Annotated in this window: 8 protein-coding genes; 4 read left to right on the plus strand and 4 right to left on the minus strand. The window is 71.8% G+C overall.

What is annotated here, in order from left to right; all coding sequences use genetic code 11:
• The first annotated feature begins 9 nt into the window (after positions 1-9).
• The 3 genes from purN (at position 10) to ID574_RS23195 (ending at position 2,481) form a co-directional block, all read left to right on the plus strand.
• Complete coding sequence (purN, locus tag ID574_RS23185) at positions 10-639, plus strand: phosphoribosylglycinamide formyltransferase (protein WP_223166982.1); 630 nt, start codon at positions 10-12, stop codon at positions 637-639.
• Positions 636-2,174 (plus strand): bifunctional phosphoribosylaminoimidazolecarboxamide formyltransferase/IMP cyclohydrolase, encoded by a 1,539-nt coding sequence (gene purH / locus ID574_RS23190; RefSeq protein ID WP_188191052.1) that lies wholly within the window; start codon positions 636-638, stop codon positions 2,172-2,174. The genes purN and purH overlap by 4 nt, the downstream gene beginning before the upstream one ends.
• A 106-nt stretch (positions 2,175-2,280) precedes the next feature.
• Entirely contained in the window at positions 2,281-2,481 is a 201-nt protein-coding gene (locus ID574_RS23195) for a hypothetical protein (RefSeq protein WP_188191458.1), read from the plus strand.
• A 281-nt stretch (positions 2,482-2,762) separates the two neighbouring features.
• On the opposite strand, the gene ID574_RS23200 is transcribed toward ID574_RS23195, so the two are convergent.
• The 3 genes from ID574_RS23200 to ID574_RS23210 form a co-directional block, all read right to left on the minus strand.
• Complete coding sequence (locus ID574_RS23200) at positions 2,763-3,839, minus strand: ROK family protein (protein ID WP_188191053.1); 1,077 nt, start codon at positions 3,837-3,839, stop codon at positions 2,763-2,765.
• Complete coding sequence (locus ID574_RS23205) at positions 3,839-4,687, minus strand: DUF7158 domain-containing protein (protein ID WP_223166983.1); 849 nt, start codon at positions 4,685-4,687, stop codon at positions 3,839-3,841. Before ID574_RS23205 ends, ID574_RS23200 begins: the two co-directional genes overlap by 1 nt.
• 79 nt (positions 4,688-4,766) lie before the next feature.
• Positions 4,767-8,948: a glycoside hydrolase family 38 N-terminal domain-containing protein gene (locus tag ID574_RS23210; protein ID WP_188191054.1), complete on the minus strand. Its 4,182-nt coding sequence runs from the start codon at positions 8,946-8,948 to the stop codon at positions 4,767-4,769.
• A gap of 275 nt (positions 8,949-9,223) precedes the next feature.
• Here ID574_RS23210 and ID574_RS23215 point away from each other — a divergent pair, with 275 nt between their 5' ends.
• Positions 9,224-10,081: a bifunctional methylenetetrahydrofolate dehydrogenase/methenyltetrahydrofolate cyclohydrolase gene (locus ID574_RS23215; protein ID WP_188191055.1), complete on the plus strand. Its 858-nt coding sequence runs from the start codon at positions 9,224-9,226 to the stop codon at positions 10,079-10,081.
• Between the two features lie 104 nt (positions 10,082-10,185).
• On the opposite strand, the gene ID574_RS23220 is transcribed toward ID574_RS23215, so the two are convergent.
• On the minus strand, positions 10,186-12,018 hold the full coding sequence (locus tag ID574_RS23220) for a thiamine pyrophosphate-dependent enzyme (protein WP_223166984.1): 1,833 nt from the start codon (positions 12,016-12,018) through the stop codon (positions 10,186-10,188).
• Between the last annotated feature and the right edge of the window lie 53 nt (positions 12,019-12,071).

Consider the following 12,071-nt stretch of genomic DNA (forward strand, 5'->3'; position numbering starts at 1 on the left):
AGAGTGTGCGTGTCTAAGGCTGGGCGGCTCGTCGTCCTCGTCTCCGGCTCTGGAACCAACCTACAGGCCCTTCTGGACGCTTCTGCCGACCCTTCCTACGGGGCCCGCGTGGTCGCGGTAGGCGCCGACAGGGATGGGATCGAGGGGCTGGCCAGGGCGACCAGGGCAGGGATCCCGACATTTGTCGAAAAATTGGGCGACTATGCGACACGGGCCCACTGGGACGCGGCAATCGCGGCCAAGATCGCATCGTACGAACCCGACCTGGTTGTGTCGGCCGGCTTCATGAAGATTTTGGGCAAGCCGACGCTCGACGCCTTCCCCGTGGTCAACACCCACCCGGCGCTGCTGCCGTCGTTCCCCGGCGCGCACGGCGTGCGCGACGCGATTGCCCATGGGGTCAAGGTCACCGGTTGTACGGTGATGCTGGCCGATGAGGGGGTCGACACCGGGCCCATCATCGCCCAGGAAGCTGTGCCCGTGCTCCCGGACGACGACGAGGCGACCCTGCACGAGCGCATCAAGACCGTCGAGCGCCGCCTGCTCGTCGAAATCGTCGGCCGGATGGCCCGCGAGGGCTGGACGGTGAGCGGACGTATCGTCCGAATCGGCAACCAATCAGGAGGGGAATCCACGTGACTCGCATCGCCATCCGGCGCGCGCTGATCGCTGTTTACGACAAGTCCGGGCTCGAGGAGCTGGCCAGGGCCCTCGACGGCGCCGGGGTGGAGATCGTCTCGACCGGGGGCACGGCCGCCGCGATCTCGTCGTACGGGATCCCGGTGACCAAGGTCGAGCAGCTGACCGGGTTCCCCGAGTGCCTCGACGGGCGGGTCAAGACGCTGCACCCGCGCGTGCACGCCGGCCTGCTGGCCGACGTCACCAAGCCGCACCACGTCGCCCAGCTGGAGGAGCTGGAGATCGACCCGTTCGAGCTGGTCGTGGTCAACCTCTACCCGTTCCAGCAGACGGTGGCCTCCGGCGCGTCCGACGAGGAGTGCGTCGAGCAGATCGACATCGGCGGGCCCGCCATGATCCGCGGCGCCGCCAAGAACCACAACACCTGCGCCGTCGTGGTCGACCCCGGTTACTACGGCGACGTGCTCACCGCACTGGCCGAGGGCGGCTTCACCCTGACCGAGCGGCGGCGGCTCGCGGGCATCGCGTACGCCCACACGGCCTCGTACGACGTGGCGGTGGCCAACTGGTTCGCGGGGACGTACGGGGAGGAGGAGTTCCCCTCCTTCAGCGGGGCCGCGTACGAGCGCCAGGCCACGCTCCGGTACGGCGAGAACCCGCACCAGCGCGCCGCGCTCTACACGACCGGCGCCGGCGGGCTGGCCGGCGCCGAGCAGCTGCACGGCAAGGAGATGTCCTACAACAACTACCTCGACGCCGACGCCGCCTGGCGGGCCGCGTGGGACTTCTCCGACCCCTGCGTGGCCATCATCAAGCACCAGAACCCGTGCGGCATCGCGGTCGGCGCCGACGTGGCCGACGCGCACCGCAAGGCGCACGCCTGCGACCCGGTGTCGGCGTACGGCGGGGTGATCGCGGTCAACCGCGCGGTCACGGCGGAGCTGGCCAGGCAGATCGCCGAGGTGTTCACCGAGGTCGTCATCGCGCCCTCCTTCGACGCCGAGGCGCTGGAGGTGCTGCGGGAGAAGAAGAACCTGCGCCTGCTGGCCTGCCCGGAGGGTCCTTCGCAGCCGACCGAGTTCCGCAGGATCGACGGAGGGCTCCTGGTCCAGACCGTCGACCGGGTGGACGCGCCCGGCGACTCGCCGTCGCAGTGGGAGCTCAAGACCGGCGAGCCCGCCTCGCCCGAGGTGCTGGCCGACCTGGAGTTCGCCTGGCGGGCCTGCCGCTCGGTGAAGTCCAACGCCATCCTGCTGGCCAGCGACAGGGCGACCGTGGGCGTGGGCATGGGCCAGGTCAACCGGGTCGACTCGTGCCGCCTGGCGGTCACCAGGGCGGGCGAGCGCGCGCCCGGCTCGGTCGCGGCCTCTGACGCCTACTTCCCGTTCCCCGACGGGCTGGAGGTGCTGGCCGAGGCAGGCGTGAAGGCGATCGTCGAGCCCGGCGGGTCCATCCGGGACAACCTGGTGGTGGAGGCCGCTGAGAAGGCCGGCATCACCCTCTACTTCACCGGCACCCGCCACTTCTTCCACTGATCGTCCACTGAACGGCACTAAAGGGCGACATGGCCGATCATGTCGCCCTTTAGCCGTTTTGGGAGCGAGCATCGGTCTCCTGCGGTTAGCCTGTTGACCTCCCCGCTTGGCCGACCTCCCGGAGTCCCCCTTGCTCGACATGATCCTGCAGGCCTTCGTCACCATGAACGGCTTCGCCACCAGCCCCGTCGTCCTGCTGGTGCTCGCCTTCATCGGCGCCTACCTCGGCAGCCGCGTTGTCGAGATCATCCCGGTCACCCGCCGGATCATCGAGCGTCGCGAGGCCCAGGCCGCAGAGCGCGACTGACCGCGGCACATCCTTCCTTGCGCGGTCGGCGTCTCCCCGAACGCGTCCCCACCGCCACACCCGCCGCAAGCCCTGAGCGGCGGCCGACTCATGCCTTTCCTCCGGAAAGGTATTTCTCGCCGCCCTCATGCCCTGTCGAATCTCGACAGGAAGCGATGGATGCGCTGCTTTCGGCAAAAGGGTGCATGACGCGGCCGATGGGCGGCACCTGGAATGGGCATGATCTTCCCCGGCGTCCCCGAGGGTCGGCGCACCGGTTGATCATGCGCACGCCTGACTGCTCAGCCACCGGATCGGACGGCCTGCCAAGCGAGGTCGGCGGCTCCGGCCAGCGCCGCCCGCACCCCGAGAGTGCTCTGCTTCACCTGGACCGCTCTGACGAAGGCCAGCCCGGCCACGTCGTCCAGTGCTCGCTCCAGCGGATCGAACAGGACCCTGCCGGCTCCGGACACGCCGCCCCCGATGACCACGGTGGTGACCTCGGCCGCCGCGGCGGTGGACGCGATCATGGCGGCCAGCGCCCTGGTGCCACGCTCGAACGCCGCCACCGCGACCGGATGCCCGGCCGCGGCATCCCGCGCAAGTGCCCGCGCGTCAGCCTTCTCCCTGGTCCCGGTCATCGTGCCGACCTGTTCGCCTTGATCGACGTCGAGGGCGGGGCTGTCGGAGTCGACGGCGCTGTGCTGTCCCGCGGAATGCGCCGTGGCCGCTTCGCCGGTCCAGGTGTCGGCAGCCCGGCCATCGGCTTCGAGCGGGGGGCGCTCGTCCGGGCTGGTGGGCGTCCAGCCGTTCTCCAGGGCCCAGCGGGCCATGTTGGGGCCGCTGGAGTAGCGTTCGACGCAGCCCCGGCCGCCGCATTCGCAGCGTTCGCCGTACGGGTCGATGCTCATGTGACCGACATGTCCGGCGTTGCCTGTTGGGCCGAGGAGAGGGGCGCCGTCGATCACCAGGCCTCCGCCGATGCCGGTCGACACGACGATGCCGAGCAACGATGAGTAGCCGCGTCCGGCCCCCAGCCAATGTTCTCCGAGGGCGAAGCATTGGGCGTCGCCCGCCAGCATGGTGGGGAGCCCGGTCAGCCGCCGCACTTCATCCCGTAGCGGAAAACCCCGCCAGCTGGGCATGTTGACCGGGCTGACGGTGCCGGTGGCGAGGTCGAGCGGGCCGGCGCAGCCGATCCCGGCGGCCACCGGTGGCGGGCCGCCCTCGGTCACCTCCGTGATCAGGGCCGCCAGGGCGGACATGACGTCCGTACGCGGCGTGGGCCGGGTAGCGGAGCGCAACACGGAACCTTCCTCGTCCACCAGCGCGGCGGCGAGCTTGGTCCCTCCGATGTCAATGGCAAGTACGCAGGTCATCAATGTTTGTGGTGGTTGTCGGGCTGGCGGGGGTCGCCAGGATGTTCGAGTCCGGGCACTAGCTTGATCTTCTCGGCTCGCCTCTCGTCGAGCCAGCGTGCGAAGGCCCTCCGTCGCGCGGCGTCCAGCAAGGGAGCCCTGTCTCGCTCCGGCGGGGTGGGAGCGGAGTGATCGTCGGGCGGGGAGGTGGTGGTCGGTGCGGGTGCCGGGACGGCTATGGCCAGGTGCCAGCCCAGGGCGTCTCCCACCGGCCCGATGAGGGTGCCGGATGGCTGGTGGCTGAGCGCCTCGGCGACCGCGACCGGAAGTGAGCCGAGGTCTATGCGGCCAAGGGACTGGAGGTCCTCAGGGGTGGCCTGCTCCGCGCTCCTTCGGTCCTTGAAAAGGCGGTGCCGGACGATGTGGGTGGCGGAGTGCTGGGGGGAGGTGCGGGCGCGCCACTCCGGCGGGATCTCCGCCGTGCCGGTGACGTGCTGGAACATGGCGCGCACCCAGGGGCTGCCGTTGTAGGCGGCGGCGTTGATCGAGCCCAGTTCGACGGCCGCCAGGCGGTCGAGCGGCGGGCCGTCCAGCGGGGGCAGGCCCAGGGCTCTGGCGGTGGTCTCGCAGAGGGCTTCGGTGAGGATGACCTGGGTCAGCCACCTGGCCAGCTGGCGGTCTTCGGAGCTCCCGGGGACGGGCAGCGCCGCGCTGAGAGGGCCGTCGCGCAGGTCGGCGATGCGCAGGTCGAGGTGTGTACGCGGGATCGGGCGGTCGTCCACCCAGCCGATCACCTCACCCAGCCCCGGTGCGGTGGCCGCTCCGGTGGCCGCCGGGCTGACGGAGTGATCATGGACATGGCCTCTCATCGGGACACCTCCGGACGAGTGGCCCGGCCGTCATGGGTCATCGGGACAGCTCTGGAACGAGTGGCCCCGCCGTCACGGCTCATCGGGACACCTCCAGGCGGATCGCCGGGGTGTACTGGCAGCGGCCGTACCACATCACCTTCGCAAGAGCCCAGGCGTGGCCGTCCGACGCGTCCGCGGGGACCTCCACCGGGAACGACACCTCCGCCGTCTCGCCTGCCGCCACCGCGAAACCTTGAATGACCTGGGGGAGCAGGGACCACGTTCCCCACGGGGACGCCAGCTGGGCCTCGCCGCGGATCTCGTCGGCGGTGGTGTTGGCGAGGCGGAGGACGAGGGCGGTGCGGTCGCCGGGGCGGAGGGAGAGGGCGTCCGCGACCGGGGTGATCGACAGGCCCGTGGGGCGGGCCTCGGCCGACGTGGTGCCCTTGACGGCGGTGCCCGAGGCCGGCGGCGGGCCGGAGACGGGGAGTTCTGGGAGGTCGTCGCCTACCGCCAGGGTCGTGACGTCCTCGATGACCTGGCCGCCGACGGAGGTGCGGGCGGAGAGGAAGTAGAGGCCCGCGTCCGGTGCGGTGGCGGGTGGCGCGATGGTGACGGGGAAGCGTAGGTGGCCGCCCGGCTGGAGGCGGTAGGGGCGCTGGGCGGGGGTGGCGGTCCAGCCTTCCGGGAGGCGCAGGTCCACCACGCCCTCATGCGGCTCGTCGGTCAGGTGGGAGGAGACGACCACCTCCACCTCGAACGGACCGTCCGCGGACGTGACGAGGCCGGGGGTGACGGCGATGGAGACCGGCAGGTAGCCGAGCGGCGCCGGACCCTTGTTGTGGAGCCAGTAGCGGCTGTAGACCGGCTGCGCCGGCTCGGTCGTGGGGCCGAACTCTGGGCCGGCCGGTGGAGGCGGGGCGGGGGCCAGGTAGGTGGCGACCTCGAATCCGGAAAGGGCGGGGTCGGAGACCGGGCCGCCCGGGCGTTCCAGCAGGTTGGAGTGGGTGAGTTGGTCCAGCGGCAGGACCGGGGAGTCGAGCTCGACCTTGGATCCCGCACCGGTGGATTCGATCAGGCGGATGGTCAGGCCGTGGTCGCCGGGCCGGTCGTGCTGGGTCGTGCGGCCGTGGGCATGGGGGTTGCCGGTGGCCTTGATGGTGCCCACCAGGACGTCACGAGGGGGAGAGACGGTGAGGAGGGAGTGGGTCGCGGGAAGCGTGCCCTCCTGGGCGTCCAGAGTGCGGGCGAGTAGCGGGGTGATGTGTTCCTGGGCGGCGGCGGGGAGCTTCAGGGCACGCCAGTCGCCTTCGCCGGCGACCAGCGCGTACGAGAACTCGTGCGTCCAGCGCTGCAGCTGGAACCCCGAGCCGTCCGGAGTCGTGCGGCGGGGCGGGTCCAGCCAGATGCCCGACGGCCAGCCCGTGCAGGAGCGCATCAGCGACAGGTGCAGGGCGCCCGAGGGGTCCACGGCGAAGCCGGGCAGGCCGTACGTGAGCAGGGCCACCGTCCGGCGGTCGAGTCGCTCGGCGCCCAGCGGGCAGACGGCCTCGATCGTGGCGTCGGCGAGGTCGGTCACGAGATCCTCGACCGGCCCGGCGACGATCAGGGCGGGCAGGGCGCGGAGGTCGCGCAGGTCGGCGCTGGGCTGCCAGACCTCCGACAGCGGGCGTTCGGCCGGGATCCACACGCGGGGCTCGCCCGACTTCAGCGCGTCCAGATAGGCGGGGTCGGCGCGGGAGAGCAGCTCGGCGGCGAGCGGATTGGTGTCGGGGCCGCCCAGCACGATGCGTACGTCGGGGAGGTTGGAGTCGACGTCCAGCCAGCCATACCTGGTGCCCGCGGCGGCGGACGTGGTGGCGGTCACGCCCGCGCGGGCCAGTGCCACCACCAGGTCGCGGGCCTCGGGGGCGTCGGCGAGCGTGGGCATCACGACCTCGGCCACGCCCAGCGCCCGCGCGCCCGCCTCGCCGAGATCGACGCTGGCCGTGGCGGACAGGCCGAACCAGGTGTTGGCGGGGTTGTCGAGCGTCCATGGGTGCTCGGCCGTGTCGACGTCGGGGAGTGCGAAGCCGCGGCCGACCACGGCGCCCGACACGTCCGACACCGGCAGCGCGCCCTCGACGCGGGCCGGGAAACGGACGCGGAGGAGGCGGTCGGCGCCTGTGTGGTCGAGGACGCGGGTGGTGAAGTCGATCCGGTCGGAGCCGGCCAGCAGGGTGACGGTCTGCTCGTACGCGATCTCGCCCACCTGCCCCGTGACGATCAGGCGCGCGCCCAGCGGGCTCGTCTCCGCCCGGGCCGAGAGAGCCTGGGTCTCCGCCGATCCCACGACGTGACCTGTGGGAATGAGGTGCCACGGGCCCTCGCCCATGTCGGGGTGCGTGGGGTATTCGTGATAGAGGCGCAGCTCGTTGCCCAGCCCGGAGAGGAGCTCCCGGCCGGACGCCCGGTCGACGATCGAGGTCAGGCCGCCGCCCCGGGCGGGGTCGGCGGTGACCTGCCAGCGGTCGTTGTCGATGGTCAGGGTGGCGCCTTCGGGCGTCGGCGCGGCGTGCCAGGCCACGGGCGAGCCCTCGACCACCTGGTACGTCCGCCAGCCCAGCGACGGAACGTCGCGGGCCAGGAACGTCAGCGCTCCGTTGTCGACGACGGCGGGCACCTCGGCGCCCGACGGGTCGGCCAGCGTCCGGCCGGCGGGCAGGAGCACACGGCCCAGCCCGTCACGGGCGAAGGGCAGGGTGTTGGTCACCACGACGCTCGGGCCGTCCACGGCGATCTGCCCGGTCAGGGCGTCCAGGGCGTTGTCCCTGGCGGTCGTGGCCAGGTCGTACGCCTCGCGCCAGCCGGTCAGCAGGTCGATGTAGACCTGGTCGGACTCCGAGCCGGTGATCGCGTCGTGGTGCGCGCCGTACGCCAGCTGCCGCCACACCTTGTCGAGCGCCGTGTGCGGATAGCGGCCGAGACCGAGCACGGCCGCGAACGCCGACAGGCGCTCGGCGTCGAGCGCGGCCACCTCGGCGGCGCGCTGAGCCTGCTTGGTGTCGATGTAGGAGACGTCCTTGCCGGTGTAGACGGGGTTCATGTCGCGGGTCTGGGGACTGAAACGCGACAGGCCGGCGCGGACGGCGTCGAGGAACTCCCTCGGCGTGGCGCAGACGAACCTCGGCCACACGTAGCGGGCCGCCCACGTGCGGTGGACGTCGGTGATCCACTTGTTGGGCGGTGTGTAGTCGGTGCCGACGGGCAGCAGGATGTGTCTGGTCGCGGCCACGGGCTTGAGCGAGCGGTAGAGGTCGTAGACCGCCTGGCAGGCGTCCTCCAGCGTGGGGGCGGAGTCCATCCACCAGCCCGCGGAGTAGTGGGCGGGCATGTAGTGGGTGAGCACGCCCTGCCCGGACGGCGCTATCCACTCGAACTCGCTCGGGAACTGCATCAGGGCCGCGTCGTTCTTGGCCTGCTGGAAGTTCTTGTGGATCGGGCCCCATTGGTGGAACGGCCCGCGTGCCCACGCACTGCCGGTCAGCCCGGCCGCCGCCAGGTAACCCGGGAACTGCGGATCGTGCCCGAACACGTCCAGCTGCCACGCCGTCCGCGGATCGCCGCCCAGGATGTCTCGCTGGTAGCCGATGCCGTAGACGAGGTTGCGGATCGTGGTCTCGGCGCCGGTCAGGTTGGTGTTGGGCTCGTTGTAGGTGCCGCCGATCAGCTCGGCCCGGCCCTCGGCCATGAGGGCGCGAAGGTCGGCCCGCCGCTCGGGGTGGGTGTCGAAGAACGGCTTGAGGTAGTCGACCTCGGCCAGCACGAAACGGTAGTCGGGGTCGCGCAGCGCCAGCTCGATGTGCGCCTCGACCAGCGCGAACGCGTTGCGCTCCCACAGGGGTCTGGTGGTGGCGTCGCCGGAGAGCAGCTCCCAGGGGCTGGTGTAGGCGGCCTGTGTGTTCCACCACACGGGGTCGTAGTGGAAGTGGGAGATCATGTGCATGGTCCAGCCCGGCTCCTCGGCCGTGACCGTGAGCTCCAGGGACTCCTCACCCAGGGTCAGGGTGCAGGGGACGGCGGTGCCGGGCGGGACCGACAGGGTGAGCGGGACCTCCACGACGCCGGAGGCGGTGGCGGGCACGGTCACCGGCTCGGACAGCCGGACGCCCTCTCCGCGCAGCTCAAGGGGAGTGTCGTGCTCTCCTTGGGCCACCGTGACGCGGAGCACCTGGCGCGGCTCGTCGGGGGAGCCTGTGAACAGGTCGGTCGACTCGGCGGACAACAGGCGGACAGGCAAGGGGGGACCTCCGTGGGCAGCATGGTGCCGGCGCCCGTAACGATAAGCCCTTCCAAGATCAATGACAACGATGTCAAAGATCGCCTGTGGATAACCCTGTGTTAACTGCCTGGGATCTGTGGATAACTGGTGAGCCGCGCTCGCGTCCTCGCTTCCTGCGGGTGACGAGGGGCCGGTTGGCGGCTGGGGAGAAAGGCCGAGCGGTTCGAGTGGGTGGGTCAGGAGGAGGGGTGCGGGTGTACGAGGGGTGGATGGGGACATGGAAGGATTGCCGCATGAGCGCAGTGAAACTCGATGGCAAGGCGACCGCCGCCAAGATCAAGGCAGACCTCACGACCCGAGTGGCCGCGCTCAAGGAACGCGGCATCGCCCCCGGCCTGGGCACCGTCCTCGTGGGCGACGACCCGGGCAGCCAGATCTACGTGGCGGGAAAGCACCGCGACTGCGCCGAGGTGGGCATCGCCTCCATCCGCGTCGACCTGCCGGCCACCGCCACGCAGGCCGAGGTCGAGGCGGCCATCGACGAGCTCAACGCCTCCCCTGAGTGCACCGGCTACATCGTCCAGCTGCCCCTGCCCAAACACCTGGACACGATGGCCCTGCTGGAGCGCATGGACCCGGCCAAGGACGCCGACGGCCTCCACCCGGTCAACCTCGGCCGCCTCGTCCACATGGTCGACGCGCCCCTGCCCTGCACCCCGCACGGCATCGTGCTGCTCCTGCAGGAGTACGGCGTCCCGATCAAGGGCGCGGAGGTGACCGTGGTGGGCCGCGGCATCACGGTGGGCCGCTCGCTGGGACTCCTGCTCACCCGCCGCAGCGAGAACGCCACCGTGACCCTCTGCCACACCGGCACCCATGACCTCGCCGCGCACGTGCGCCGGGCGGACATCGTGGTGGCGGCCGCCGGAGTGCCCGAGCTGATCAAGCGCGACATGGTCAAGCCGGGCGCGGCCGTGCTGGACGTGGGCGTCTCCCGGGTGGACGGCAAGATCGCCGGTGACGTGGCGCTGGACGTCGAGGAGGTCGCGGGCTTCCTCACCCCCAACCCGGGTGGCGTCGGCCCCATGACGCGAGCGCTCCTCCTCTCGAACGTCGTGGAGGCCGCCGAACGCCAAATGAGCGCTCGGTGAACCCTCAGGACCACACCTAGATCATCGAGGACCGGGCCGTCCATCCGCCGCCGAAGGAATGCCGGTCCAGATCCTGGGATGGAGGCACGGCATGGCGCGCCTCCTCAGGGCTGGAAATCGGGGTCGACCGTCACGGCGACGTCGAGCAGAAGGGGTTCCTCGCGGGTGCGGAGCGTCGGCAGCACCTCGTCGAGGGCCGCCGTCAGCTCGTCGTGGCCGTCCACCGTGCGGGCGGGGCAGCCGAGGGATCTCGCCAGGGCGCCCATGTCCACCTCCGTGAACGGCGGCCACGGCGCCTTGCCGCCCTGTTTGTCGGCCAGCCGGTCCATGACCGCGTAGCGGCCGTTGGCGAGCACCACGAACAGGGCGCCCACCCTGTAGTGGGCGGCGCTCCAGAGGGCGTGCACGCCGTAGAGCGCCGACCCGTCGCCGACGACCGCCACCACGGGGCGGCCGGGCAGCGCCATCCGCAGCCCGACGGCGGCGGGCACGGCGAACCCGAGCCCGCCCATGGCCGCTGACAGGAAGCCGAGCGGGTTCCTGGCGGGGACGAGCCGGTGCAGGTCGGGGCGGGAGGACGGGGTCTCCTCGATGAGCACGGTGTCGTCGGCCAGCCGCACCGCGAGCTCATGCAGCACGTGGGCGGCCCGCATCGGCCGCCCACCCGGCGGCGATTCCGGAATGTCGACGCTCTCGTGTTCGCCGGCGTCGCTGCCTGCACCGCTCCGACCAGCGCCGACGGCGCCCGGACGGGCCGTCTGCGGTGTGCCCTGTGAGGCAGTGGCCTCTGGCGTGGTGGCGTGCGGCGGGGTGGAGGTCCCGGTCGCGCCTTGTTGCGCTGCGTCGTCCGACGGATTGCGCCCGACTGTGGTGTTGTCTGCCGCGACGCCCCGCCCGGAGTCCGCGTTGCCTTCGGGCTCGCCGGCGTCGCCGCCCGCACCGCACAAGAGCGCGGTCAGACGGGTGCACACCGGGGACGGCGCGGCCAGGTAGGCCAGGTCGGCCGGGCTGCGATGGGCCTCCGCCGGGTCGTCCGTGATCATCGCGACGGCCGTTCCCGGCTCCACCAGGGGCCCGGGCACGTACGGGTACTGCCGGAACACCGGCGCCCCGACGGCCAGCACCACGTCATGTCCCGCCAGCACAGCCCGCAGCCGCCCTCGGTCGGCCGGCAGCACCCCCGCGTACTGGGGATGGTCCTGCGGGAACCCGGCCCGCGCCCCGAAGGACTCCTGGAACACCGGACACCCCAGCGACTCGGCCAGCGGCACCAAGGAGCCCCAGTCGGCCCCCGCCCCCGCCACGATCGCCGGCGACCTCGCCCCCGCCAGCAGCGACACCAGCGGCGCGAGATCGGCGTCGGCCACGGCCACCGGCCGCACGACCCGCCCGGGCGCCGCCACGACCTCACCGGCCCACGCGGCCTCCCAGTCGTCCATCGGCACCACCACCAGGGCGGGCCCGCGGAAGGTGACCGCCTCGTGGCAGGCCCGGGCCACCGCCCCGGGCACGTCGTGAGCCCGCACCGGCTGGTCGACGCGCACCGGGTAATCTCCGGCCAGCCCGCTCAGCCGCCCCGTGAGGAACGGCTCCAGCGCCAGGTGCCGCCGGTCCTGCTGCCCGACCAGGATCACCAACGGCACTCGGTTGACCCGGGCCGTGGCGATGGCGCCGACGGCGTTGCCGAGCCCGGCGGTCGTGTGCAGCACCGCCAGCGCGGGTGCCTCCTGCCCGATCGCCCACCCGGTGGCCATGCCGACCACGGACCCCTCGTGCAGGGCCAGCACGAAACGCAGGTCGTCCGGCAGCCCGGTGAGCAGGGAGACCTCGGTGGAGCCGGGATTGCCGAAGATCGTGGTCAGGCCGTACCGCCTGAGTAAGCCGAACGTGGCGTCTTTCACTGTGGCCGCCGCGGATCCCTCGCTTCGCTCGCTCACATCGCGCCCCTCGCCCGCTGGATCTGCCGATAGACGTGCCCGCGCATTCCTCA

This window comes from Nonomuraea sp. SYSU D8015, assembly GCF_008065375.1.
Taxonomy (GTDB): Bacteria; Actinomycetota; Actinomycetes; order Streptosporangiales; family Streptosporangiaceae; genus Nonomuraea.